Annotated in this window: 21 protein-coding genes, 1 other RNA gene and 1 pseudogene; 2 read left to right on the top strand and 21 right to left on the bottom strand. The window is 61.2% G+C overall.

The window, feature by feature from the left end; translation table 11 throughout:
• Positions 1-57 precede the first annotated feature (57 nt).
• The 10 genes from murG to AC1DK3_RS09925 all read right to left on the bottom strand — a co-directional run bounded on the left by murG (position 58) and on the right by AC1DK3_RS09925 (position 11,522).
• Positions 58-1,185 (bottom strand): undecaprenyldiphospho-muramoylpentapeptide beta-N-acetylglucosaminyltransferase, encoded by a 1,128-nt coding sequence (murG, locus tag AC1DK3_RS09970; RefSeq protein ID WP_477192054.1) that lies wholly within the window; start codon positions 1,183-1,185, stop codon positions 58-60.
• 11 nt (positions 1,186-1,196) lie between these two features.
• Positions 1,197-2,378: an FtsW/RodA/SpoVE family cell cycle protein gene (locus AC1DK3_RS09965; protein ID WP_477192053.1), complete on the bottom strand. Its 1,182-nt coding sequence runs from the start codon at positions 2,376-2,378 to the stop codon at positions 1,197-1,199.
• On the bottom strand, positions 2,375-3,790 hold the full coding sequence (gene murD, locus AC1DK3_RS09960) for a UDP-N-acetylmuramoyl-L-alanine--D-glutamate ligase (RefSeq protein ID WP_477192052.1): 1,416 nt from the start codon (positions 3,788-3,790) through the stop codon (positions 2,375-2,377). Before murD ends, AC1DK3_RS09965 begins: the two co-directional genes overlap by 4 nt.
• Positions 3,791-3,827: 37 nt before the next feature.
• The gene (mraY, locus tag AC1DK3_RS09955) at positions 3,828-4,910 is read right to left on the bottom strand and encodes a phospho-N-acetylmuramoyl-pentapeptide-transferase (protein WP_477192051.1); all 1,083 of its coding nucleotides are present in this window, start codon (positions 4,908-4,910) and stop codon (positions 3,828-3,830) included.
• A 34-nt stretch (positions 4,911-4,944) separates the two neighbouring features.
• A complete protein-coding gene (locus tag AC1DK3_RS09950; RefSeq protein ID WP_477192903.1) occupies positions 4,945-6,363 on the bottom strand; it encodes a UDP-N-acetylmuramoylalanyl-D-glutamyl-2,6-diaminopimelate--D-alanyl-D-alanine ligase in 1,419 nt (472 codons plus the stop codon).
• Between the two features lie 7 nt (positions 6,364-6,370).
• Positions 6,371-7,816 carry a UDP-N-acetylmuramoyl-L-alanyl-D-glutamate--2,6-diaminopimelate ligase gene (locus tag AC1DK3_RS09945; protein WP_477192050.1) on the bottom strand — a complete coding sequence of 482 codons (1,446 nt, stop codon included), beginning with the start codon at positions 7,814-7,816 and terminating at the stop codon, positions 6,371-6,373.
• 96 nt (positions 7,817-7,912) lie between these two features.
• Positions 7,913-9,643 (bottom strand): peptidoglycan D,D-transpeptidase FtsI family protein, encoded by a 1,731-nt coding sequence (locus AC1DK3_RS09940; protein WP_477192049.1) that lies wholly within the window; start codon positions 9,641-9,643, stop codon positions 7,913-7,915.
• A complete protein-coding gene (gene ftsL / locus AC1DK3_RS09935) occupies positions 9,633-9,947 on the bottom strand; it encodes a cell division protein FtsL (RefSeq protein WP_477192048.1) in 315 nt (104 codons plus the stop codon). The genes AC1DK3_RS09940 and ftsL overlap by 11 nt, the downstream gene beginning before the upstream one ends.
• Positions 9,948-9,987: 40 nt before the next feature.
• Positions 9,988-11,022, bottom strand: a complete 1,035-nt coding sequence (rsmH, locus tag AC1DK3_RS09930; protein ID WP_477192047.1) for a 16S rRNA (cytosine(1402)-N(4))-methyltransferase RsmH — start codon at positions 11,020-11,022, stop codon at positions 9,988-9,990.
• Positions 11,019-11,522: a division/cell wall cluster transcriptional repressor MraZ gene (locus AC1DK3_RS09925; RefSeq protein WP_477192046.1), complete on the bottom strand. Its 504-nt coding sequence runs from the start codon at positions 11,520-11,522 to the stop codon at positions 11,019-11,021. Before AC1DK3_RS09925 ends, rsmH begins: the two co-directional genes overlap by 4 nt.
• Positions 11,523-12,124: 602 nt before the next feature.
• Between AC1DK3_RS09925 and AC1DK3_RS09920 the strand changes: the two are divergent.
• Positions 12,125-12,706, top strand: a pseudogene (locus AC1DK3_RS09920) (DUF2189 domain-containing protein); the annotation flags it as partial.
• Here the strand turns inward: AC1DK3_RS09920 and AC1DK3_RS09915 are convergent.
• From AC1DK3_RS09915 to AC1DK3_RS09870, 10 genes are all read right to left on the bottom strand, one after another.
• Positions 12,688-12,909, bottom strand: a complete 222-nt coding sequence (locus AC1DK3_RS09915; RefSeq protein WP_477192045.1) for a hypothetical protein — start codon at positions 12,907-12,909, stop codon at positions 12,688-12,690. The pseudogene AC1DK3_RS09920 and the gene AC1DK3_RS09915 overlap by 19 nt on opposite strands.
• Before the next feature lie 90 nt (positions 12,910-12,999).
• Positions 13,000-13,448: RNase P RNA component class A (rnpB, locus tag AC1DK3_RS09910), an RNA gene on the bottom strand.
• A gap of 296 nt (positions 13,449-13,744) precedes the next feature.
• Positions 13,745-15,955, bottom strand: a complete 2,211-nt coding sequence (gene eutB, locus AC1DK3_RS09905; protein WP_477192044.1) for an ethanolamine ammonia-lyase subunit EutB — start codon at positions 15,953-15,955, stop codon at positions 13,745-13,747.
• 206 nt (positions 15,956-16,161) lie between these two features.
• Positions 16,162-16,467: a hypothetical protein gene (locus AC1DK3_RS09900; RefSeq protein WP_477192043.1), complete on the bottom strand. Its 306-nt coding sequence runs from the start codon at positions 16,465-16,467 to the stop codon at positions 16,162-16,164.
• 137 nt (positions 16,468-16,604) lie between these two features.
• Positions 16,605-17,435: a pentapeptide repeat-containing protein gene (locus AC1DK3_RS09895; protein WP_477192042.1), complete on the bottom strand. Its 831-nt coding sequence runs from the start codon at positions 17,433-17,435 to the stop codon at positions 16,605-16,607.
• 139 nt (positions 17,436-17,574) lie between these two features.
• Positions 17,575-19,197 carry a phosphoethanolamine transferase gene (locus AC1DK3_RS09890; RefSeq protein ID WP_477192041.1) on the bottom strand — a complete coding sequence of 541 codons (1,623 nt, stop codon included), beginning with the start codon at positions 19,195-19,197 and terminating at the stop codon, positions 17,575-17,577.
• A gap of 105 nt (positions 19,198-19,302) precedes the next feature.
• The gene (locus tag AC1DK3_RS09885; RefSeq protein WP_477192040.1) at positions 19,303-20,073 is read right to left on the bottom strand and encodes an N-acetylmuramoyl-L-alanine amidase; all 771 of its coding nucleotides are present in this window, start codon (positions 20,071-20,073) and stop codon (positions 19,303-19,305) included.
• Positions 20,070-20,798, bottom strand: coding sequence for a TerB family tellurite resistance protein (locus AC1DK3_RS09880; RefSeq protein WP_477192039.1), 729 nt, complete (start codon positions 20,796-20,798; stop codon positions 20,070-20,072). The genes AC1DK3_RS09885 and AC1DK3_RS09880 overlap by 4 nt, the downstream gene beginning before the upstream one ends.
• A 162-nt stretch (positions 20,799-20,960) precedes the next feature.
• The gene (locus AC1DK3_RS09875) at positions 20,961-21,278 is read right to left on the bottom strand and encodes a DUF2852 domain-containing protein (protein WP_477192038.1); all 318 of its coding nucleotides are present in this window, start codon (positions 21,276-21,278) and stop codon (positions 20,961-20,963) included.
• Positions 21,279-21,356: 78 nt separating this feature from the next.
• Positions 21,357-21,791 carry a DUF2852 domain-containing protein gene (locus AC1DK3_RS09870; RefSeq protein ID WP_477192037.1) on the bottom strand — a complete coding sequence of 145 codons (435 nt, stop codon included), beginning with the start codon at positions 21,789-21,791 and terminating at the stop codon, positions 21,357-21,359.
• Between the two features lie 241 nt (positions 21,792-22,032).
• Here AC1DK3_RS09870 and AC1DK3_RS09865 point away from each other — a divergent pair, with 241 nt between their 5' ends.
• The gene (locus AC1DK3_RS09865) at positions 22,033-22,872 is read left to right on the top strand and encodes a hypothetical protein (protein WP_477192036.1); all 840 of its coding nucleotides are present in this window, start codon (positions 22,033-22,035) and stop codon (positions 22,870-22,872) included.
• 685 nt (positions 22,873-23,557) lie between these two features.
• On the opposite strand, the gene AC1DK3_RS09860 is transcribed toward AC1DK3_RS09865, so the two are convergent.
• Complete coding sequence (locus tag AC1DK3_RS09860) at positions 23,558-24,208, bottom strand: TetR/AcrR family transcriptional regulator (RefSeq protein ID WP_477192035.1); 651 nt, start codon at positions 24,206-24,208, stop codon at positions 23,558-23,560.
• Positions 24,209-24,220 lie beyond the last annotated feature (12 nt).

The following is a 24,220-nucleotide window of genomic DNA, read 5'->3' as shown; positions in this document are numbered from 1 at the left end:
GATGGAAATTACCTCGATGAGTCTATGTCGAACGCCGGATCATGATCTTCAGGTGCTCTAACGCGCACGCCCGGCACCAGAATACTTCCGTTCCGCTAAAGCGAGAGTAAAGTCGGCCAAATTCCGGACGGCGTCCGGGCGTCCCGCGGTTTTAGCCGCGTTCGCCGCAGTCGCAAGGGCGGCCGGCGCCTGCAAAAGCTTTTCCAGCTCGTCCGCGATGCGTTCCGGCGACAGGTTTTTCTGCTCGAAGCACCAGGCACCCCCAGATTCGGCAAGCCGGCGGGCGTTGTTCAGCTGATCGTTGTCGAGCGCATGCGGCAACGGCACCAGGATAGAAGGCCGCCCGATAACGGTCAGTTCCGCGACCGTCGATGCGCCCGCCCTGCCGATGACGAGATGCGCCGCGGCCATCCGCGCCGGGAGATCGGCGAAGAACGGCGCGATCTCCGCGCTGATGCTCGCCTCGACGAACGCCTCTTTCACCCGATCCAGATCTTCTTCGCGCGCCTGCTGCACGACGCGCAGCCGCTTCCGGATGTGGTCGGGAAGCGCAAAAAGTGCGAGCGGCACAGTGTCGGAGAAGAAGCGCGCCCCCTGGCTGCCGCCAAAAATCAAAATGCGAATGACGCCGTCGCTCGTCGGCGCCTCGTAACGCCGCGCCGCCGCATCGATCACCGACTGGCGAACCGGATTTCCTGTCAGAACAGCTTTTTCGGCGAGGTTGCCTTCGAGGAACTTGGTTCGCTCGAACGATGTCGCGATTGCCGTTACGCGCTTGGCGAGCAGCTTGTTGGCGCGTCCGAGCACCGCGTTCTGCTCGTGAATCGCTGTTGGAATACCCCTGAGCCGCGCCGCGAGAAGCGGCGGAAATGTCGGATAACCGCCGAAGCCGATAATCGCCGAAGGCTTGACCGCACCGAGGACGGAAAATGCCGCCCGCGTTCCACGCGCGAGCGCGCTCGCAGTCTTGGCGATGTCGGACGGCGCCCGCGACGCCAAGGTCGCCGAAGGAACCTGATAGACCTGACGCGCCGGAAAACCGCTGCCGTAGCGATCGCCGCGCATGTCGGTCATCAGGTCGACGGCGATGCCGCGACGCTTGAGTTCTTCGGCAAGAGCAAATGCGGGAAAGAGATGTCCCCCCGTTCCCCCTGCGGCAAGCATGATCGATTGCACGCCGGTCATTCAGATCTCGCTCATGATTTCGGTGTTTGTCCCGCGATTTGTACTTCGTCGATTGCCGGAATCCATCGCGGCTTTTTGAGGCGCTGCGGATCGGGCCGCCGGCGCGACAGCGCCAAAAGCATCCCGGCCGTTATCGAAAGGGCCAGCATGGACGATCCGCCCGCCGAGATGAATGGCAGCGTCATGCCTTTTGGCGGCAAAAGGCCGATATTCACACCCATATTGATCAGCGATTGCAGCGCAAAGACAAGCGCCAAGCCCTGTATGGCCAGCCGGTCGGCCGCGTTCGGCTCTCCAGCCGCCCGCCGCATGGCCCTGATGGTTATGAACGCGAAGACACCAAGCAGCGCGACGCAGGCGATGGCCCCGTACTCTTCGCCGATCACGGCGAAGATATAATCGGTGTGGGCATCCGGAAGGATGGACTTGATCGTGCCTTCCCCCGGCCCCCGGCCAAACAACCCGCCCTCGGCGAAAGACTGTATCGCGCGCCCCGCTTGCGAACTCTCGAGCGGCGCCGAACCGAAATATTTCAGGAACCGCGATTGCACATGCGGAAAATATTCGTAGGCGAGCCACATGCCGCCGCTTCCCACGAGAACGAGAAGCCCCGCCCCGACCGCAGGCAGTCCCGCCAGCAGATAAAGAAGTCCGGCAGTCGAGCTGATCAAAACCGTCTGTCCGACATCGGGCTGGGCAACGAGAAGGCCCGCGAAAAAAGCCCACAGCGCCAGCCCGAACGGCAGCGCCGGCATATCGCTGCGAGATGACGCCTCGCCGAACAGCCACGCGAGGATGACGATGAAAGCCGGCTTCGCGAATTCGGACGGCTGCAGCGAGTAGCTGCCGAAGTTCAGCCACCGCTGCGCACCGTTGATTTCAGCGCCGGAAAAACGCACCGCGATCATGCCCGCAACGGCTGCGAGAAACAGTCCCGCTGCGAGACGCCTCACGCCGGCCGGCGAAAAAAACGAAATGACGATCATCAGAACCGTGCCGAGCCCCGCAAAGAAAATATGGCGCTCGACGAAGTAATACGCCGGCAACCCTTTCTTCGCCGCGACGGCAGGCGACGCCGCTGCCGACAACACGACCCCGATGACGACGAGAGAGACGAGCGCAATCAGCAGGCTGCGATCGATCGTGAACGACCATTCGGCGAGCAAACTGCGGTCTGCGCGCGAGAGCTTCATGGGGCCGCCCGCATCACGATCCCGGGAAGCGACGCGACAAGTCCCCGAAAGCTATCGCCGCGAACTTCGAAATTTCGAAATTGGTCGTAGCTTGCGCAAGCGGGCGAAAGCAGCACGACCGGTTCGGCGCCGTCGCTCAACTGAGCATCGTGCGAAGCCGCCCACACGGCTTCGTCGACCGTGCCGCTCCGCACGAAAGGAACCTTGCCTTGCAGCGTCTGGGCGAATTCGTCAGCCGCCTCGCCGATCAGGTAAGCCTTCGTAATTCGCTCGAAGTAGGGAGCGAGGCTTTCGACGCCGCCGGCCTTCGGCTTGCCGCCGAGTATCCAATAGACATCGCGCGGAAATGAAAGCAGCGCTTTCTCGGTCGAATCCGCGTTCGTCGCTTTGCTGTCGTTGACAAAGAGAACCTTGCCGATCCGGCCGATTTCTTCCATGCGGTGCGGCAGCCCCGGAAACGACGACAGCGCCCCCTGCCAATCGAGGTCCGTCGAATGGCCGAGCGCATTCAGGCACTCGCGCACGGCGGCAACAGCCGCGAGAGCGTTCTGTCCGTTATGCCGTCCGCGAAGCGTCGGAATGCCTTTGAGCGAACCAAGTTTGACAGCCAAGCCTTCGCGGTTGGCGCACACGATCGTATCGTCGAGCACGCTGTATCCGGGCGCGAGCGATTTCTCGGCACTGAAGGCGATGGCCGGTCCTGCAGGCACCCGCCGCCGCAGCATCGCCAATCCAAAGTCGTCGTCGATGCCGACGGCGGCGATATCGGCCCCGGCGACGATGCGTTCTTTGATGGCGGCGTAATCGTCGATCGTCCCATGCCGATCGAGATGATCCGCGGTCACGTTCAGCATCACGCCGATCGTCGGCGCGAGCGTCGGCGTCAGGTCGATTTGAAACGACGACATCTCGATGACGTGAAACCGGCGAGGCTCCGGCCCGTCGAGCGTGAGGATAGGCCGGCCGATGTTGCCGCCCATCTGCGCGTCGAGTCCCGCGTGCCGAAGGATGTGCGTGATGAGCGCCGTCGTCGTCGATTTGCCGTTGGTACCCGTGATCGCGATGAAGGGCGCACCCGGCGCGTGCAAGGCGCGCTCTCGCGCGAAAATCTCGATATCGCCGATGATCTCGACGGCGTTCTCGCGGGCCCTTTTGACTGTCCAGTGCGGCAGGGGATGCGTCAGCGGCACCCCGGGCGCCAGCACGAGCGCGGCGTAGCCCGCCCAGTCCGCCACGCTGAGATCGGTCAATGGGATATCGCGGGCAATCGCGGCCTCGCGCGCAGCCACGCCGTCGTCCCAGGCGGCCACGATGGCGCCGCCGTCACGGAGCGCTTCGGCGGCCGCAATCCCGGAAGCGCCAAGGCCGAATACGGCAACCGATTTGCCTTTGAAAGACGTCGCGCGAATCATGGGGCCAGACTCTACCGTATGTCGCGTCGTTTGGCGTCTAGCGCAGCTTCAGCGTCGAAAGACCGACGAGCGCAAGAATGACGGAAATGATCCAGAACCGGATGACGACCGTCGATTCCTTCCACCCCTTCTGTTCGTAATGGTGATGCAGCGGCGCCATCTTGAACACACGCTTTCCCGTCCATTTGAATGACAGCACCTGAATGACGACCGAGAGCGTCTCCAGCACGAACAACCCGCCGACGACCGCCAGAACGATCTCATGCTTGATCGCAACGGCGATGGCGCCGAGCGTGCCGCCGAGGGCCAGCGAGCCGGTATCGCCCATGAAAATCATCGCGGGCGGCGCATTGAACCACAGGAACCCAAGGCCCGCCCCGATGAGCGCTCCGCATATGACGGAAAGCTCGCCCGTGCCCGGCACGTGATGAATTTGCAGGTAGCCCGCGAACTTTGCGTTACCGGAAAGGTAGGCGATGACGCCGAACGTCGCCGCCGCGATCATCACTGGAACGATCGCCAAACCGTCGAGGCCGTCCGTCAGATTGACGGCGTTGCCGGCGCCCGCGATGACGAGCACGGCCATCAGCACGAAGAACGGCCCGAGGTTGATCACGAAGTCCTTGAAGAACGGGAACGTCAGATCTGTCTCGAGCCCTTTCGGGCTGAGCTTCATCAACGCGAACCCCGCGATCGCCGCCACAAGCAGCTCGAGAAGGAACCGCACGCGTCCCGAAAAGCCCGCCGTCGTCCGCTTCGTCACCTTCAGGAAATCGTCGTAGAAACCGATGGCGCCATACGAGAGCGCGACGAGAAGCACGACCCAGATATAGCCGTTGGAAAGCTGAGCCCAAAGCAGCGTCGACACCGTAACGCCCGCGAGGATCATCAGACCGCCCATCGTCGGCGTGCCGCGCTTCAGAAGGTGCGTCTGCGGCCCGTCGGTGCGAATGGGCTGGCCCTTGCCTTGCTTGAGGCGGAGAAGATCGATGATCGCCGGTCCGAACATCAGCACGAACAGAAGAGCGGTGAAGATCGCGCCGCCGGTCCGGAAGGTGATATAGCGGAATACGTTCAGCGCGCTGATCTGGTCGCTGAAACTGACGAGCGCATAGAGCATGCGGTGAAAACTTTCCCCTTGTGATCCGCGCCGGCTAGCCGGCGGGCCCGTCTTTTCCAAATTTCGTCTTGAGCGCCGCGACCACTGGGCCAAGGCGCGTCCCGTTGGATGCCTTGACCATCACGACATCTCCCGGACGAAGATTCTCGGCAAGCACGGTCCCGATTGACTGAGACGTCAAAGCGTATCCGCCTTTCTGGGCCGCCGGTAGGGCATCGTATAGGCCTTTCATATGCGGCCCGCACGCAAAGACCAGATCGACATCCGCCTCGTCAACTGCGCCTTTCAGGCCTGTATGAAGCGCGGCCGCCTCGCTGCCAAGCTCCAGCATGTCGCCCAGGACGGCAATACGCCGCGAATATTTGGCCCGCGGCACCCCCGCGAGCGTCGCCAAGGCAGCCTTCATCGAGGCCGGATTGGCGTTGTAGCTCTCATCGATCAGCAGCGCCTCCCCGACGCCGATATAAAGCGTGCTGCGCGCGCCGCGCCCACCCGGAGGCTCGAGATCTGCGAGCGCTTCTAAGGCCTTCCGCACATCGACGCCGATGGAATGAAGTGCCGCGGCAACAGCCAGCGCATTTTCCGCAATGTGCCGCCCCGGCATCGCGAGATGGACAGGAAAGCTGTTGCCGCCCGCCATGACCGTCATGTCGCTGCCGGTATCGGTCGCGACGAAATTCAATCCCTGTACGTCGGCGCCGGCATCGAACCCGAACGTGATCGGCCGCGCGCCGAGCCGCTCCGCAGTCGCCTTCAATCGGCCCGCATACGGGTTATCGAACTTGATGATCGCCGCGCCGCCCGGCGCCAGACCTTCGAAGATCTCTCCCTTGGCATCGGCGATAGCCTCGACGGAGGGAAAGTGTTCGAGGTGCACCGCCTCGACCGTCGTGATGATTGCGGCGTCGGGCCTGACCATCTTCGTCAGCGGCCGGATCTCGTCCGCGTGATTCATCCCGATCTCGAACACGCCGAATTTCGTCTCGCGCGGCATCCGCGCCAACGTCAGCGGCACGCCCCAATGATTGTTGTAGGATTTTTCGGACGCGTGCGTTGCACCGAGCCGCGACAGGCACGCCCGCAACATTTCCTTGGTGCCGGTTTTGCCCGCGCTTCCCGTCACGCCGACGATGCGGGCGTCAGACCCTAATCGCGCCCGCGCCGCAACGCCCAGCGCTTCAAGCCCGTGCAGCGTATCGGCGACGCGGAACAGCGCGCCGTCTCCCGGCTGACGCGAATAGGCTTCGCTTACGAGCGCCGCTGCGGCTCCTGCCTTGAACGCTGCTGAGACGAACTCATGCCCGTCCCGCTGATCTTTGAGCGCAACGAAAAGATCGCCGGGACGCAGCGTGCGCGTATCGATCGAGACGTCCGTGATCGGAGCGCCTGACCCGCCGTCGGCGTCGACGCCCAGCGCAGCACTCAATTCGGAAGAAGACCAGAGAGGTTGCATCAATTCGTCAACTCGCGAGTGCCCGCCGAATTTCATCGTGATCGGAAAACGGCACGATGCGATCGCCGATGATCTGGCCGGTTTCGTGACCCTTTCCGGCCACAAGCACGACATCCCCCGGCATCATCATTTTCATCGCCGCAGAAATGGCTTCCGCGCGGTCCCCGATTTCATGCGCCCCAACCGCGCCGGCAAGAATTTCTTTCCGGATCTGAGCCGGTTGTTCGCTGCGCGGATTGTCGTCCGTCACGATCGTGATATCGGCCCGATCGACGGAAATCCGCCCCATGATCGGGCGTTTACCCTTGTCCCGGTCGCCGCCGCAGCCGAACACGGAAATCAATCGGCCCGTCGCGAACGGCCGGCAACCGTCGAGCGCCGCCGCCAGCGCCTCGGGCTTGTGCGCGTAATCGACGATCGCAAGGCTGCCATTTCGCTCGCCGATGATCTCGAGACGGCCCGGGACGCCCTTGAGCCCTGAGAGCGCACTCAAGACAGCGCCCGTTTCTTCGCCGACGGCTATGGCGAGACCCGCCGCAACCAGCGCGTTCTCCACCTGATAGGCGCCAACGAGCCGCAAATCGACGGAATGCAATTTTCCACCTGCAACGACACCGACCACTTGCCGGAAGCCGTCGCGTTTGACGGATGCGCACTTCAGCGTATCGCCCAGCGCACCAACCGTCAGCACACGAAGACCGCGCGCATTGGCGGCCGCCATAACTTCCATCGCACACGCGCCGTCTGCGTTGATGACCGCAGGCTTGCCCGGCGGCAAAAGCTCCGTGAAAAGCCTGAGCTTCGCGTCGAGATAAGCTTCGACTGTCGGATGATAATCCATGTGGTCGCGGCCGAGGTTCGTGAACGCCGCCGCCGAAAGCTCCACGCCGTCGAGGCGGTGCTGATCGAGCCCGTGCGACGACGCTTCGAACGCAATATGCGTAACGCCTTCGTCGGCGAGCGCCGCAAGCGTCGCATGCAGCGTCACCGGATCGGGCGTCGTCAGCGACCCGTAGACCGCGCCGCCCGGCTTCACGATTCCAATCGTCCCGATCGACGCCGCGCTATGGCCGAGCGCTGTAAAAATTTGCCTTGTGAAATCCGCGACCGACGTCTTGCCGCTCGTGCCCGTCACGGCCACCGCACATGCGGGCTGCCTGCCGGAAAGTTTTGCGGCGATTTTCGCTAATGCGGCGCGCGGATTGTCGACTTCGATCAACGCGACGCCGGGCGGAACCGTCACACCTTTGTTTTTGCCGACGACGATTGCGGCCGCGCCCCGCGCAACGGCGTCGGAAACGAATGATGCACCATCGACCTTGGTGCCGGGAAGACCGGCAAAAATCGCGCCCGGCCCGACTGCGGCACTCGCCGCGGTGATGCCCGTAACCTGGATATCGGCCGCGCCCGGCGGCAATTCGATATCGGCTGGAAGCACATCGCTTAGCCGCATGACCCCGCTTTTCGCCCCTATGTTCGCCTGCCTATCATTCGGCCCGACGCTTGATACGAAGCCCCATCGAGGCCGTCAAATGCGGCCGAAATGCCTTTATTGATGAACGACAGTGAGCTGCGGCGCAACGCCGAGCTGAGCCGCGACACGAGCGATCAGCTCTCCTGTCACAGGTGCGGCGTTCGTTCCGCCCGTTCGGTTCCCTTTCGTGTCCGCAATGCCCTTGGGCTCGAACAACATCACGAACGTCAGATATTGCGGATCGTCCGTCGGAAACGCGCCGAGGAACGACGATATGACGGCATTGGACGTATAGCCGCCCTTGCCCGCGATATCGGCAGTACCCGTCTTGCCGCCGACCCTATAGCCCGGCACGTCTGCTTTGCTGCCGGTACCGTCCTTATCGATGACGTTGGCGCGCATGAGCTCCGCCATTTGGTGCGAAGTCGCGGCGGAGATCAGGGGTTTGCCGTCGGCCGTACCCGCGTCGAATTTTCTGAGAAATGTCGGGTGAACCGTTTTGCCGCCGTTGAAGATCGTGGCGGCCGCGGCCGCGAACTGCAGCGGCGCGACGGCGATGCCGTGCCCGAACGATGCCGTGATGGTCGTCACCCGGTTCCAGCGCTGAGGCACTTGCGGACTGGCGACCGCGCCTGCCTCCGTCTGCAACGGATCCAGAAGGCCGGCCTTTTGCAGGAATGCCCGAAACTTCTCGGGCCCTGCCTGCAACGCCAGCATTCCGGCGCCGACATTCGACGAGTGGGTGAAAACTTCCGTCACCGTCAGCGGGCGTCGGGAAGGATGCATGTCCGTCACCGTGAAACGTCCGGCTTCGAGCGGCTTCGTCACGTCGAGAACGGTATCGGGTTTCGCCAACCCCTCGTCGAGGGCCATGGCGAGCGTCAAAGCTTTGAACACCGAGCCAAGCTCGTAGGTGCCGCCCATCATGCGATCGACGCGCTTGTCGTTGAGTGTTTGGGCCGGCCAAGTGGGATCGACGCGCGGCAGCGAACTGCTCGCGAGAATTTCGCCCGTCTTGATATTGAGAATGACACCGGCAGCGCCTTCCGGATGATAGCGCCGCATGGCATCGTCAAGCTCGTCCTCGAGCGCGTGCTGAACCCCGATATCGAGCGAGAGGCGCACCGGTGGCCGGTTGGAAAGTACCGCCGAATGAACCGGATCGACGCCGACCTTGTCGTCGATATATTTTTCAATACCCGCAACGCCCCGGTTATCGACATCGACGTAACCGAGCGCATGACCGGCCATCTTGCCGCCGGGATACGCGCGTTTCAGCTCGTAGCGAAACGAGACACCGGGAAGTCCGAGATCGTGCACCCTCTGCGCGATGCCCGGCGACACGCCCCGGCGCACCCAGACGAAGCGGCGGGACTTATCCGAAAGCGCGCGCAGCAATTCGGTCGCGTTGAGATCGGGAAGCACCGTCGAAAGCTTTTCGACGACCTCGTCTCGATCCAAGACGACACCCGGATCGGCAAAGATCGAGGGCGCTTCGAGGTCCGTCGCGAGCAACCGACCATTGCGATCGACGATATCGGGACGGCTGAAGCTCGTCGCCGCTACCGGTTCGGAAATCGCGAGCGCGATATCCGTATGCCGCCCGACCGCCAAAACGAGAAGCTGCCCGACGACGACCATGAAGGCCGAAAACAAACTTCCATAGACGGCCGCCTCCGCGCGACGGCGCGGAGCGCCCGACGCGGCTTCACCGTGACCGAGAGGCGCGCGCGCCCGCGCACCCGCGCCACTGACCATGTGCGCCGCCGCACCCCTGATCAGAACATCGTCGCGATCAACGGCCATCGGCGCTGCCCCGGCGCTCGTTAAGTTCCCGCTCGTTAAGTTCCGATACTTCACGTCCGTGTGCGAACTGCTCGGGCTTCGGCGGTCCAAGACCAAGCCGGCGAGACAAATCATCGATCCTGTCGGGGCGCGCGAGTGTGCCGCGTTCGGCCTTAAGCACGGCGATGTCGCTGCGTGCACGATCGGCCAAGCGCTCTTTCGCCTGCAGCTCGGCTTCGAGGCGGCGCGTATCGTAATTCAATGCGTAAAGAAGCAGCGCGCTTGCGACTGCAAAAAAGAAGGCGGCAACATTCAAGAGACGCATTTTGATACAATTCCCGTTCAGCTTGTATCCAAGCTCAGCATTAGCGGTGTTGAGGGACCCCCATTGCGTCTAAATCCAACGGCCAAACTGCAGCGTCCGTGCGGGTTGCCGCCCGCAAACGTGCTGACCGCGAACGAGGGTTCACTTCCAATTCACCTTTAGAAGGTGTTAACGGGCGGGAGTTAACAATTCGGAAACTCGGCTCGCGGGATTTTATCGATTCCGGTGGCAAGTGCCGGGAACCGCCCGGCGTCTTCCCGCTCCGCTCGACAAGGAATTTTTTGACGATCCTGTCTTCCAGGCTGTGAAAACTGACGACGACGAGGCGTCCGCCGGGCTTCAATAAGCGCTCGGCCGCCGATAGCGCGTTGGCAAGTTCGCCAAGCTCGTCGTTGACGAAAATCCTCAAGCCTTGAAATGTCCGCGTCGCCGGGTGCCGCCCGTCGACCTTCCGTCCATGAAACACATGCAGGACGATATCGGCGAGTTCCCGTGTCCGCGTGAGTTTCGCCTCGTCCCGCTTCTTGACGATGGCGCGCGCGATTGCGCGCGAGCGACGCTCTTCGCCGAACGTGTAGATGACGTTGGCGATCTCTTCTTCTTCCGCCGTGTTGAGGAAATCTGCAGCACTCATTCCGGACGACGACATCCGCATGTCGAGCGGCCCGTCGGATTGGAATGAAAACCCGCGCTCGGCGTCATCGAGTTGCATCGACGAAACGCCGATGTCGAGAACGACACCGTCGACCTGCGCGCCGGACAGGTGCTCGTGGACGGCGTCTTCCATCTGGCTGAACGGAGATTCCACGACCATGAGCCGGCCGCCCGCTTCTTCCACCAAACCAGTGGCATTGGCGATGGCCGTCGGATCGCGATCGAGAGCAAGCACACGGCAGTTTGCAGCACCCAGGATGGCACGCGTATAGCCGCCCGCGCCAAATGTCCCGTCGACGTAGATCTCGCCATCCTTCGGCGCGAGCGTCTCGAGAACTTCAGAGACGAGCACGGGAATATGGCGCGGAGGCTTTCCAGCTGGCCCCTGCGAGGCTCCCTCTGCCCCGCCACCGCGCGTCATTCCCGTGCCCCCTCGTCGCCGCCGTCACCAGACGGGCGGCTCCCCGCTGCAAAAAGTTTTCGCGTTACCTGGACTTTGCTTCGTGCTTCGGCCCGGCGCTCTTCGAAGCGCTTGGGCTCCCACATCTGGAACTTTTCACCAAGGCCGACAAACGAGACGGCGGCGTCCAAGTTGGCGTGGGCGCGAAGGTTTTCAGGAAGGACGATGCGGCCGTCGCCATCGATCGAGAGAACCTGGACGTCGCCGTAGAGTGCGACAGACAGTTCATCGCGCTCATCCGAATAGTCCGGCAGGCCCGCGAGAAGCCCGTCGATTTTCTTTGCAAGTCTTTCGCCGCCTGCATCGAGTGCAACAGCATCGAGCGAGGGGTAGCAGTAGAGACCGCCCGCGATACCGCCGGCGTAACCGTCGCGCTCGAGAACGGCGCGAAACGAGGCTGGAATAGAGACCCTGCCTTTGGCGTCGATCTTGTTTGTGAATGTCGAGACAAAGCGGTCCATCCCTCAGCTACGAATTTCGTCCTCCACTCAGGTACCTGGTTACGCTTCAGTCCGTTCAGTCCGTCCCGGCGGCCGGCTCCCCGAAGGGGAGTCGCCGGGACCAATTGAAAACTCCCGGCGCGCGAACCGCGCTTCACCCGAAACAATCAAGAACTTCCGTTTCGGGCGGCCGGCGCGCGGAACGCGTGTCGCCTGAAACAACCAAGAAAGGGGCCGTGGCGGTCGCTCGTTTTGGGCCCTCTACCAAATCGGCGCCCAGCCACGGTGTCCTGCCCGGTGCGGACGGGCCTTCATGGGATCGCATGGGATTTGATGGTCGTCAACGGATTATTAAGGATATTTGGTGGTGCGAAGCGGAATTGCACCAACCATCCACAATAAAGCGCCTTCATACATAAAGCAGAGATTGAGATAAATTGCATAATACAATGAAAATTATAGCATTTTTTGAATATAGATAGCGGTAACGCAGACCTGATTTGAAGCCTTCGGATAACGGCGCATCCTCTGTTCAGCAGGCGACGGGGGCGCCCACATCCGGCGCCGTGGATGATTGATCCCTCAATCGGTCACTTGGCGCCCCAAACTCAGCAGGTGCCGCTATGGCGAATTCCATTCCTCGATCTGGAGCCGCACATTCCCATTCCTACCCGGGCCTGAAACTGCGATGGCCAGCGTCCGTCCTTTGGCGCGACACCGACCCGGCGATCCGGAAGATAACGACAGCCGACGTTTGGAACTCTCTCCTCGAAGGCCTCGAGGACTTCCGCGCGATGCCGACGCACGTCTTCTTTGCGTTCTTCATCTATCCGATCGTGGGCATCATCCTTGGCCGCATCCTCTTCGGATACGGGTTGCTGTCGCTCATCTACCCGATGGCGGCAGGCTTCGCCCTGCTCGGCCCGTTCGTCGCGATTGGACTTTACGAACTGAGCCGAAGGCGTGAGGAAGGGCTTCAGCCGAATGCGACCCAGGCGCTGGAGGTCGTACACCGTCCCGGAATGGGCGGGATCTTGATCCTGGGCTTCGTTTTGGCGGTGCTCTTCGTCGCTTGGCTCTACGCGGCGAACCTGATGTACACGCAAATAATGGGCAGTGAGCCGGCGTCCGTTTCCGACTTCGTCCATGAGGTGACAGGCACAGCGAAAGGCACCGACCTTATCGTCTACGGCAACCTCGTCGGCCTGATGTTTGCGCTCGTCGTCCTCGTGATCAGCGTCGTGTCGTTCCCGATGCTCGTCGATCGCAACGTAAGCGTCGGCACCGCCGTTCGAACATCGGTTCGCGCATCCGTCGAAAATCCAGGGCCGGTCGCGCTATGGGGATTGATCGTGGCGCTTGGATTATTGCTCGGCGCAATACCGCTGCTCGTCGGATTGGCGATCACTCTGCCGATCCTCGGCCATGCGACGTGGCATCTCTACCGGAGGCTCGTCGTCGCCCCGGAGCGCATCCCGATCAATGACGCCGATGAAGAAATACCAGCCGGCCTGTAAGCCGGGTTCTGTCTGGAGGTTGCCCTCCGCGACGGCCATTCATCTGGGACGCCTGTCGCCAGGCGCCTCGTGCAATCAACCCGGGTGGGTAGCGTGAAGAACGCGCCTTGCGTCTGCGGTTTCCCGCTCCGCGCGCCCACCCCTATTTGATCTTGCTCCCGGTGGGGTTTGCCCTGCCGCTGCTGTTACCAGAAGCGCGGTGCGCTCTTACCGCACCTTTTCACCCTTACCACCGGACTTGGCCCGAAGGCGGTCCGGCTTGGCGGTATGTTTTCTGTGGCACTTTCCCTGGGGTCGCCCCCGGCGGCCGTTAGCCGCCACCGTGTTCCTCATGGAGCCCGGACTTTCCTCTGCCGGAAGTGTTTGCTCGCGAGCCTTTAGAGCCCGCTTCGCCACAACGAAGTCCGACAGCGACCGTCCAGCCGGCTGGTGCGAGAGATAAGCGACCTGTGAGCCAAAACGTCAAGGGCCTGAGCACGCCGTTTACCGTCATCTTCGGCCGAATGAGGGGAGCGAATAAAGGACGGAGATCCAGCGTAAGACTTGTCCAAGACACGATATTGAGCCTCCGGCAGCTTTACGCTGGATCCCCGAACACGCTCGCAATGCTCACGCCTTCGAGGATGACGGAATTGGACAAACCACGGCTGGCTCAACAAGCCCGCCCCGGCGGCCGGCTCCCCGCAGGGGAGCGCCGGGTCAATTACGGAGAGTCGCCGGGGCCAATCAAAGAGCCAAGCTCGCGCGCATGTTGTGCGAGCGGTCGTGAACGGCACGTTCCAGGCGATTGCCCGCGGCTTTCGCCGTCAGAATTTGCTGGACGCGTTCCGCGATCTGTACCGCCGCCTCGGCGGGCGGTAGGCCGCCCGAATAAATGTTCGAGATCACCGTGTATTCGTAGCGAACATCCGGATTGCCGCTGAACTGTGCCGCGGCCTTCTTAGAGTCGTCGTCCAGCCGATAGGCGATGTAGGCCGACATGCTGCGCGATGCCAACGCATCCCCGCCCGGCCGCTCGCCGATGAGATTGATGACGAGCTTCGGCTGCAGCGCATCGCCCAGCGCTTCGGCGAGCTTCACCCGGCCATAGGGCGCGAGGATCGGCTTGCCCGCCGTGATCTGCTGTTGGCTGAGCCTTTCGAGCAGCCTCGGAAGAAGATCCGGAATGTTGTGATGCACCGCCTCCGCCGAGAGACCATCCGAAACGATGATCTGCACGTCGGCTCTTTCAGGCTTCAATTCCGCAATCATCTCGTCCGCCGGCTTCGCACCGCGATCCGGATGGCTGAGATGCGCTTCCTTGCTCGCCGCCGATGTCGCGACACGCCGAAAATCGATTGTCCCCATTCGCTCCGGCGTGACTTCAGCATAGATAGCTTCGCGCGCGGCAGCGAGGTTCGCCTTGATGGCCCGGGATACCTGCTCCGTTGGCCGCGGCCCCGCACTTTCGAAGCCGTAAGCTGCGGGAAGATTCTTGCGCAGCCGCTCGAACTCTTCGTCCGAGCAGAAGATTTTCGGGTTGCCCCAGTTCGGGCCGCGCTCGACTTCCCCATCTTCGTCCCGCGCAAAAATTCCGCGCTCGATCGCCCACTCGAGAAATTCCGGCGCAGGCGAAAGCCCGTGAACCTCGCGCATCGTCTGATCGTCATGCCCGCACGTATCGAAATACGCGAGCATCCGGTCGATCGAAAGATAGACGTCCATGAAATAGTTGGCGCCCGCCGCCGTCAGCAACTCGGCGGCAATCTGCTGGCCTTCCATCGTGATCTCGGAATGCAGTGTATAGCAGGGCGCCATCCCCATCGGCAGGCCGAGCAGCTTGCCCATGAAATGATCCTGCAGGTTCGACACGATCATTTCGAAATTCGAGCGATGCGTTTCGGGTCCGATGAACCCAGTAACGTTGTTGACCATGAACGGATCGTAGCGCCGGGCGAGCCCATAGCAGAGCGCTTCCGTCGTCGTCATATCGATGCCGTTGTGCTTGCCATAGGTCAGCTCGCTGCCCTGACCCGTCTCGAAATACATGAACTGCGCCGCTTCGCTGGCCAGCGGTCCATGCTTCGCCATCGTCGCATATGCTTGGTCGAGCACGTCGGCCGTGACGTCGAACTCTTCGATCAGCGTCCGGTCGGTGCCGGCGAGCGATTGAAACATGATCTCGACAGGCGCGCCGCTTTCGAGGCAGGCGAGCTGCGTTTTGACGTGCGACAGCACGCAAATCTGCGTCGGCGCGCCGGTCTCCCGGCGCAGCTTGTCCAGATGTTTGAGCGTCTTGGTGATGTTCTCGACCGTATCGATCGCCGGATTGAGACCGAGCAGCGCGTCGCCCGACCCCATCGAGAGCCCGGTATAGATCAACGCCGACATCGCATCGAGATCGTCGGTCGGATGGTTGGGTTGCAGCCGCGACGACAGCGTGCCGGGAGCGCCGACGAGCGTGCGCGCCTTCCCGGACCGCTTGAGCTTCTTCGCGGCATAGACGAGCTCGTGCACGTCCATGAGCTTGGCGACTGCTGCCGCCATCACGCCCGTAAGCGCGCCGCCGATGCGCTTGGCTTCCGAGCTCTTCGCCCTGAGCAGAAGATTTTTGATTTCGCCGAGCGTCTTCGATGCGATCTCTGCGAACGTATCGCGATCGATGCCGTAATTGATCCGCATCACCGAATCGACACGGCCCTGATCGTCCGTCAGCGGGCGGTCGTAAAGGTGTTGAAGCGTCAAACCCGAGAGAAGCGACCGCGCCGCCTCGCGCTCGACATCGTCCTTCGCAGCGAGACCGCAATTGCGATCCCCCGCCTTGTCGAAATCGGCAGCGCCAAGCAGCGCTTTCAATCCGTGAAAACGGTATCGCCGGTCGAACAGGTCAATTTCGTAGAACTCATCCGCGCGAGGTTCCGGAACCTCGATTTGCCGCCACGGCTGAAGGTCGACCATGCGCACCGCCCTCGTTGCTCACGCGGCCGATGGATACTGCCCGTGAAGCGCCAAGTTACGCGTCAACAGGCTCGCGGCCGACGGAGATCAACATAAACGAAGTTCGTGGCGCGCAAGTCAAGTTCCTATTAATCAAACCAATCGGAACCACGACCGTCGCGTGCGGCCGGCTCCCCACCGGGGAGTCGCACGCGACCACCAAAACGCTACCGGAGTTGAGCGGCCCGGTGCGAAACTTCTGCCTGAGTCACCTCGCCTGCCTGGACGAGCGCATTGATGCAGCGCGGAGATAGCTTCTCACCGGCTGCGCGCATGCACTGGCGAGTTTCGGGACTGTCTGACGCGAACTTGCTGCAGAGCGCATAGTAGTCGCGCGAGCAGGCGAGCTTCACGCGAAGACTGACTGCATTCGCCGCCGAAGCCCAAACGATGGGCAATGCGGTCGCAATCGTAAGCGCAATCAAAGCAACCGAACGCTGACTGAACACCTTGGCGTGAATCTGCGCGGACATGTCGGCCCCCCGGTCATCTAATGTGACGTTAATAGATTGAGAATAAACGGTTTAACAACCGTTAAAAGCCGTATCCATTTGCCGGATTGGCGCATAAGTCAGTTTCGCGTCAGCCACGCGGGAATTCTCGGGGCGGCTTATCTGAGCGCACGGTCGAGATTGATCGCCCTATCGAGACCCTTGACTTCGGTGACCCCGATTGCGCCGACGAAGTTCGCACCGTCGAGATCAGCACCGGTGAAGTCCACGCCGGAAATGTCCGCGCCCGCGAAGTCCGCGCGCGAGAGATCGGCATCCCTGAAGTTGACGCCCTTGAGATCAGCGCCCGTGAACTTGGCGAACCACATTACCGTGCGCTCCATATTGGCATCGCGCAACCGCGCGCCGGAGAAATCGCAGTACTTCAAAATGTTGCCGTAGGCCGTTGCGAGCGTACCTCCGCCGGGCCGTCCCTCGAGCGGATAAAAATTCGCCCTCGACAGATCCGCCCCCCTGAAGTCGGACCCGGAGAGTTCGGCCTGCACGTGCACTTCCGTCAAATTCGCCCCAGCGAAGCGCGGCGCATCGAGAACGTTGTTGGAGAGATCCGCATAGATCGTCGGGCGAAGGATCGTCGCGCCGGTCAGATTGGCGCCGGAAAGATCAGCGCGCATCAGAACCGAACGGTCAAGCCGCGTATGGGAGAGGTCGGCGCCCTTGAGATTGGCGCCGGTAAAATCTGCCCCGTAGAAATCCGAGTGTGCGAGGTTCGCGGCTTTGAAATTGAGCTCGGAAAGATCGAGATAGACGAGATTCTTCCCCGAAAAATCGGGCTTCGCGCCGGGTTTCGCCTGAAACAGCGCGGTCGTAATGGTGCGGGCGTTCATCTCCGCGTTCTTCAGCACCGGACCGATGGACTGATCCGCAACCGCAAAACCGGCGCTGCACATCAAGATCGACAACCCCAGACCGGCCAACCTGCGGATCATGCTTGAACTTTCAAACGGACCTTTTGCAGGTTGATCATGCATGAGTCCGGATCCCCCAGGGATATCATTTTCGTCGCGCTGCAAGGCGAAATCGTCGCGTCATCGCACGATGATGCTACGTTATCTCGTTCACGTTGGATCAGGACGCCGGCTTCCGGCATGGCGCAAAGAGATCGAGTGACGGATCGTAAACGCGGGTCGCCACACCCATGATCCCGAGGCTCGAATGAAAAATATTGTCGTGCCCGACGCGGCCAGCGCTACGGCTGACCATGCATCCTTGATCGAGACCGCGAGCTTCCTTCATCTCCGGCGAAAGCCAGACGACCATCGGCACGTGAATTTGCGCTTCAGGTGCGATCACGTACGGCATGCCGTGAAGATACATGCCGTTCTCGCCGAGGCTCTCACCGTGATCGGACACATAGATCATGCCCGCATCGACGCCGTGACTCGCCGCCCCTTTCAGCGTTTCGATGAGACGCGTCAGAACGTGGTCGGTATAGGCGATCGAGTTGTCGTAGGCGTTGACGATGTCCTGAAGTTCGCAGCGGCTGAACTGCGAGTCCTTGCACGCCGGCTTGAACGTCTCGAACTTTTCCGGATAGCGCTTCCAGTAGGCCGGACCGTGGCTGCCCATCATGTGCAGAACGATCACCGTATCGCGCTCTAGCTTGGCGATACGCGCATCGAGGCCATCGACGAGAATATCGTCGAAGTTCTCGGTGCTCGCATAGAACGTCGGAACTTTGTGACCGGTCAGCGTCTCCGTCGGAATGCGCGCGCACACGCCCTTGCATCCAGATTGATTTTCTCGCCAGACGACGTCGAGGCCCGCGCGCTTGAAGATGTCGAGAAGATTTTCGCGCGCGTCCGCCTTGGCGTTCGTGAAGCCATCGCGGCCAAGCCCCGAAAAAATGCACGGCACCGACTGCGCCGTATCCGTGCCGCACGAGTAGGCCTGGCTGTAGTTGATGAGATCTCCGACCTTGGAAAGCCCGGGGGTTGTCGGCGCGGAATATCCATTGAGCGAAAAATGATCGGCGCGCGCCGTTTCGCCGACCACAATGACGAACAGCGATTTGCGAGAACCACCGGAAACGCTTTGATGGGCATCCTCACCGTAGGAAGCGACGGTCTTGGCCCGCTTGCGCTTCTCCTGCCGCCAATAGCTTTGCAGCGCCGAAACGATATTGACGGGCGTCAGCGTCATCTTGAGTTCGCGATGGTCGCGGCCGAGCGAGATGAAATTGCCCCATGCGGGCAGCATCACGGCGACGAGAAGAAAAAGCGAAACAGCGGCCGCCTTGAGCTTGCCCGCCGTCTCCTCGCGATACGATTGCTTCGTCCATGGCACGAGCCAGAAGAGAACAGCGGGCGCCAGTCCGAGCAGAACGATATACGCAACGAGCTTGAGAGTGATGAGATCGTTCGCCTCGCGCGTGTCGGTCTCGAAAACATTGCGAACCATATGCACATCGATGACGATGCCGTATTCGCCCATGAAGTATGCGGCGGCGGCCATCACCGGCAGCAGGATCAGCAAGAGGATGCGCAGCAGTGGTTTAGCCGACACCGCCAGCAAAACGAGATACGCGACAAGCACTGTGGACGTTACGACCGCCCCGGCGAACAGCCAATCGCCGAGATCGGACGGCGCGACCACACCGGCAAATTTGCGCCAGAAGGGCTGATTGAGAACCAGCGCCACGTAGATCGCAACGATAAGCGCCAGGAACTCTGGCCGCCGCGGTTTGAACAAGGTTGAGCCTGTTTCGGTATTGCTTGGGTTTTCCGCGCCCCCTGCGGAATGCGCCCGAACTCAGCAGGCGCACGATCTCGCATCAACATCAGCGGCCAGCGTCCGTCAAGCGGCGGTGCGCTTACCGGAGGCTCCGATCAGCCGCTCCAACGTGACTTCCGTTGACCGGTCGAGCCGACCGTCGACACGGCGCGGACGAAAATGCAACTGGAACGCCTTGAGGACTTTCTCCGTAGCCGTATCGAGCGTGCCCGTCGGCTTGACATCGTAACCGTAGGACGCAAGGAGCTCCTGCGTGCGCGCAATCCGCGAACCGGAGTCCCCGAGCCCGAGGCCGGGATCGTCCGCGCGAACGGGTGACGGACGCACCCAGAGTCCAAGCCCCTCTTTCGCCAGAAGCAGCCAGTCGAACTTTTCGCCGGGATCGATCTTTCGGCCCGGAGCCACATCCGAATGCGCAAGAACATTATCCGGCGCGATGCGATGGCGGCGCACGATATCTTTCGACAGCGCCACGACGGCCGCCATCTGGTCAGGCGGAAAATCCGGGTAACCGTTCTGATGACCGGGATTATGAATCTCGATGCCGATCGAATGCGAGTTGATGTCGGTCTCGCCGCGCCAGTACGAGACGCCCGCGTGCCACGCGCGCTGCTCTTCCGGCACGAGTTGCGTGATGCGCCCTGCTTCGTCGACGACGTAGTGGCACGACACGCCGCTTTCAGCGCGCCCGAGCCAGTCGATCGCCTTGGCCGCTGTAGACATCCCCGTGTAGTGCAGAATGAGCAGCGACGGCTTCACGCCGCCGCGCCGTGCCTCGCGGTTCTCGGCCGGATGAATGTCGTGCGAAAGCGGGGTGTCGGACGGAAAGCTCACGTCGCCGATTCCAGCGCTCTCTCGACGCGTTGTCCACGCTCTTCCAGTATCGCCTCGTATGCCGTGGTGATCGCCTGAAGCCGGCGCTCTGCACCCGCGAGGAATTCAGGCGGAACGCCCTTTGAGACGAGCGCGTCGGGATGATGACCTTTGACGAGCTCGCGATAGCGCGCCTTGATCTCCTTGTCGGAGGCCGTCGGCGAGATATGCAGGACTTCGTATGGACCATCGGCATCGACGACGAACCCGCGCCTGACGCAGCGGAACTCGCCCGCCGTCAATCCGAAGATCTCGGCTACGTGGGCGAGATAGCGATCCTCGGCGGGATGCAGGACGCCATCCGCACTCGCAATATGAAAGAGGCATTCGAGGACGGATATCTTGAGGTCCGGCTGCCCGTCGAGAATACGGGCGATCTGCGCGGCATACGTCTCGTAACCGGCGACGTCCTGGCTCGCCAGCTCGTAGAGCTTGCGAACATGCGCGCATTCGCTATCGGGAACCTGGAACTGCCGCTTGAAAGCTTCAGCCTCGATCGGCAATGAAACGCCGTCGGCTTTGCTCATCTTGGCTGCAAGGGCGACGACCGCAATCGTGAAGGCGACGCGCGACTGAGCCGGAGCATGACCGCCCTCCAGGCCGAACGCCCCTTTGACGTTCTCGAGCGCGGAGCGCAGTCCTCCGCCATACGCCGCAACGGCGTTCTTTAGAAATTGCCAGGGCATCGATGGTCCGTGGGTATGTTCGCCTCAAACGTGACAGCCCGCCGCGGCTGTCACGGCGAAGCATAAACGACGCACGTCGGTAAGACCCCTAAAATAACGGCAACATAGGCGGAAAAAGGCGAATTCCCGGTATGCAACCGATGAACGGGGAACAGCAAAACGCTACGAAGCAGACGATTCGCCGCTTTTCCGGGCCTGCAGAAAAGCCTGGAATGCCGAAGCATCTGCGGCGCGTCGCAACCCGTCGAGATAAGACCGGAATTCCTCGGCCTCCTTCTCGAGTCGCGTAATCGTCGCCCGCCGATAGTCCTCGAACGCTGAATTTTCGGTATCGCGGCGCGGATAGGATTCGCGACCAGGTCCGCAGCGATTGCGCGCAAATCCGCAGCGAGCCTTTAGGAACATGGCGGCGGCCATAACGACGAGCGCAACCGCCACAATGTGCAAGAACGCCAATGGGTGAAAGAAATGATGAAACATCAAGTCACTCCGTACGGCTAACATTTCCCGATAAAAAACGGGGCTGCTCGAAAGCAGCCCCGCTCAATTCCGTAGCAATCAGGCCGTCGCGCCCTCGTTCGGAGCCGGACGCTCGCGGCGTTCGGACATGAACTGATCGAACTCGGATTTGTCCTTCGCTTGCCGCAGCCGTTCGAGGAACGCGCGGAATTCCCGCTCTTCCTCCTCGAGACGCTTCAAGGTCGCCTCGCGATAGTCGTCGAACGCCTTGTTGCCGCTCGAAGCAGCGCCTCGGCCGAAATTCCGCATTTCATCTTCGACGCGTGACCGCGCCCTCTCAAAACGATCGGCGAACTTGCTTTCCCACCGTCCGCGACCGCGACCTTGGTGCCATCCGCAATTCATGCGTCCACTCCAGAGCATATAGGCCAGGATAGCGAGCCCAGCCGGCCAGAAAACGATGAAACCCAAGACCATCGAGGCAATCCACGCGGGCCTGCCATAATCATCGAGCGTCTGAACCACTTGCGTCATCGCCACCCTCTCCTTGTTAGGATGTAAATGTATTTTACATTCACATAAGTGGGTCGGCAAGAGGGGAGTTCAAGGGCGTGCTGAAGGTTTTTCGTGGGATGGCCGACACCCACCGGTCGAAGAGCTCGCTGAAGCAGGCATCCACGAGACAGAATCGAAGCCCCGCAATATGCTCGCGAGAGGGAAATTCACAGCGGTGTCTCTAATGCTAAGAAGCGATTGGCGTCGATACGATCAGATTATGATCGCGCTTGGCATCGCAGTAGTGGGCTGCTTTTTGCTGTTTGCAACATGGGAGCTATCCGCAACCAATCGATTTTACACTCATGAGACCGATCAAGCCGCTGACGACTATCATGATCGTTCCCAAGAACGCATACGCGACACCTGCACTAATCGGGAGATCGCGCCCTTTTCGGTATGCGTAAGCGAAATATTGAAGTCCACCCAAGAAGCGCAAACCGCCCAATACGATCTGTCCGCCCAAAATCGCATGGCGCTCTGGGCGCAATGGTCGTTCTTCATCTCCGTATTCTCTCTGGGCATCACGGGCGTTGGCATATACTTCGTTTGGAAGACGTTGGACGCCAACATCGAGGCGGTCAAAACTGCGAATCGAGCCATTGAAAGCGACCGAGAAATCGGTGAAGCGCAGATGCGCGCTTATATAACAGTAATGTCCGGATTTACCGCCAAGCCTGCCCCGGGCGAAAACAAGATCGTTGTTTACCTTCGAATGACGAATAGTGGTCAAAGCCCAGCCTTCAATCTTCAAATCGAAAACAAAGTCATTGTTGTCAACCAGCCTTTAGCGCTGCTCCCACCATTCGAACCGATGGATGAAGTAATCGACGCCATCCCAAACGGGGAGTTTAGGGATACCGTAGTGCCGATAGAGGTACCGGATTTCTTCAGAAGAATGGCGGCCGGAGAGGTCGTCACTTACTGCTATGGGGTGATTAAATATCGCGACGTCTTCAAGGCTCAGCGGAGTACAAGGTACAGGCTTGTCTGCCGTTACCATCCAGAAATGGGGGGCTTTTTGTTCGGTCCCGATGGGGACGGAATTCAAATGACCTAACGGAATTGCCTGCAAAAAATTACTTCAGCCGGCTTCTTTTCCGTAACACTGAGAAATCCATTGGCATTCGCGGCCACCGCGCCAAGCCGTGAGCGTGGTGCGTTTGCTACGCGATGCCGGGTTTTTTCGATTGAGGGGACCAAATAGCCACCGTCACTTCGGCGACAGGGAGTTCGATTGGTAGGAAAAGCGAATCCTACCGCCCTCCCCTCATCCGTTTCATCAGCTCGATCGCAATCTCATTCTTGAATGCGTAGGGATCGACACTCACCCCCAGGATCGTCTGGCAATGCGGGCACGTATAGCATGCACCAGCGAACGCGTTCCCCGCAGCATTCGTGATATTTATCTGCTCTGATCGCACGCTCCCGACCATATTTTGACATTTGGGGCACTTGCCGGCCATCACCACCTCCGACCCATCTTCCGATATCGATTTCAAATCGAACGTTCGTGAGAGACGCTCGCAAGAACGTGTTCGTGCGATCGTAGAGTTCGAACGCCGGAAACCAGCCAAGCGTAGCAGCCAGCAGCCGGGCGCTACCACCCACTGCGAACAATGCGTCGCGAGTCGAATTCCCTGCGTTATTTGTATGCGGAATGTTGCGAGGCGGACAATCGGGTCGTCGTGCGACAACACGAATTCGTCGACAGGGTTCTTCCCGTCGGCCTCTGTGTCGCGTTGCTAGCCGCTCTTCGCCGGCCTTGCGCCAAGCCCGTCCAGATAAATGAGCACCGCCGCGTCCAGCAGATCCTCGGGGCTCATCGGAATGGGCCTGCGTGCTTCGTCACCGCGCGCGAAGAGCGACGCAATACCGTGCGCCTGCGCCCAGATATGGAGCGCCATCATCATGGCAGGCGGCCGCTTGGCTTCGGGCATGCCCGCAACGAGCGCTGAACAGGCGTCTTTCAACACGTTGAACGCCCGTTCGCCCGCCACATGCAGATCGGGAAACGCCTTGAACGACAGGCCGGATTCAAACATCGCCGAATACTGCGCAGGCTCGACCCGTGCGAAATCGAGATAGGCGCGACCCACCCGCTCGAAAGCTGTGAACGGATCGGGTGTGCCGCCGGCCCAAGCATGTTTCAGCTTCGCCTCGAACGCATCGAACGCGCGCCGCGCCACATCCGCCATCAACGCGTCACGGTCGCGATAATGCCGATAGGGCGCCGCAGGGCTCACACCGGCCGCACGGGCCGCCTCGGCGAACGTGAACCCCGACGGGCCCTTGAGCGCGATCAAATCGAGCGCAGCCTTCATCAAGGCTTCGCGCAAGTTGCCGTGATGATAGCCGCGCCGGCTTCCGGGAGGCGGTTCGTGATCCCAAGTCATGCGCGCTTCTAG

The sequence above is a fragment of the Hyphomicrobium sp. 01T421 genome (assembly GCF_056398805.1).
This window is presented reverse-complemented; position numbering and strand designations above follow the sequence as displayed.

Bases quoted from the DNA above. Each gene is read 5' to 3' on its own strand.
- murG (WP_477192054.1), bottom strand. From the start codon at position 1,185: ATGACCGGCGTGCAATCGATCATGCTTGCCGCAGGGGGAACGGGGGGA.
- AC1DK3_RS09965 (WP_477192053.1), bottom strand. From the start codon at position 2,378: ATGAAGCTCTCGCGCGCAGACCGCAGTTTGCTCGCCGAATGGTCGTTC.
- murD (WP_477192052.1), bottom strand. From the start codon at position 3,790: ATGATTCGCGCGACGTCTTTCAAAGGCAAATCGGTTGCCGTATTCGGC.
- mraY (WP_477192051.1), bottom strand. From the start codon at position 4,910: ATGCTCTATGCGCTCGTCAGTTTCAGCGACCAGATCAGCGCGCTGAAC.
- AC1DK3_RS09950 (WP_477192903.1), bottom strand. From the start codon at position 6,363: ATGCAACCTCTCTGGTCTTCTTCCGAATTGAGTGCTGCGCTGGGCGTC.
- AC1DK3_RS09945 (WP_477192050.1), bottom strand. From the start codon at position 7,816: ATGCGGCTAAGCGATGTGCTTCCAGCCGATATCGAATTGCCGCCGGGC.
- AC1DK3_RS09940 (WP_477192049.1), bottom strand. From the start codon at position 9,643: ATGGCCGTTGATCGCGACGATGTTCTGATCAGGGGTGCGGCGGCGCAC.
- ftsL (WP_477192048.1), bottom strand. From the start codon at position 9,947: ATGCGTCTCTTGAATGTTGCCGCCTTCTTTTTTGCAGTCGCAAGCGCG.
- rsmH (WP_477192047.1), bottom strand. From the start codon at position 11,022: ATGACGCGCGGTGGCGGGGCAGAGGGAGCCTCGCAGGGGCCAGCTGGA.
- AC1DK3_RS09925 (WP_477192046.1), bottom strand. From the start codon at position 11,522: ATGGACCGCTTTGTCTCGACATTCACAAACAAGATCGACGCCAAAGGC.
- eutB (WP_477192044.1), bottom strand. From the start codon at position 15,955: ATGGTCGACCTTCAGCCGTGGCGGCAAATCGAGGTTCCGGAACCTCGC.
- AC1DK3_RS09900 (WP_477192043.1), bottom strand. From the start codon at position 16,467: ATGTCCGCGCAGATTCACGCCAAGGTGTTCAGTCAGCGTTCGGTTGCT.
- AC1DK3_RS09895 (WP_477192042.1), bottom strand. From the start codon at position 17,435: ATGATCCGCAGGTTGGCCGGTCTGGGGTTGTCGATCTTGATGTGCAGC.
- AC1DK3_RS09880 (WP_477192039.1), bottom strand. From the start codon at position 20,798: ATGCCCTGGCAATTTCTAAAGAACGCCGTTGCGGCGTATGGCGGAGGA.
- AC1DK3_RS09875 (WP_477192038.1), bottom strand. From the start codon at position 21,278: ATGTTTCATCATTTCTTTCACCCATTGGCGTTCTTGCACATTGTGGCG.
- AC1DK3_RS09870 (WP_477192037.1), bottom strand. From the start codon at position 21,791: ATGACGCAAGTGGTTCAGACGCTCGATGATTATGGCAGGCCCGCGTGG.
- AC1DK3_RS09865 (WP_477192036.1), top strand. From the start codon at position 22,033: ATGATCGCGCTTGGCATCGCAGTAGTGGGCTGCTTTTTGCTGTTTGCA.
- AC1DK3_RS09860 (WP_477192035.1), bottom strand. From the start codon at position 24,208: ATGACTTGGGATCACGAACCGCCTCCCGGAAGCCGGCGCGGCTATCAT.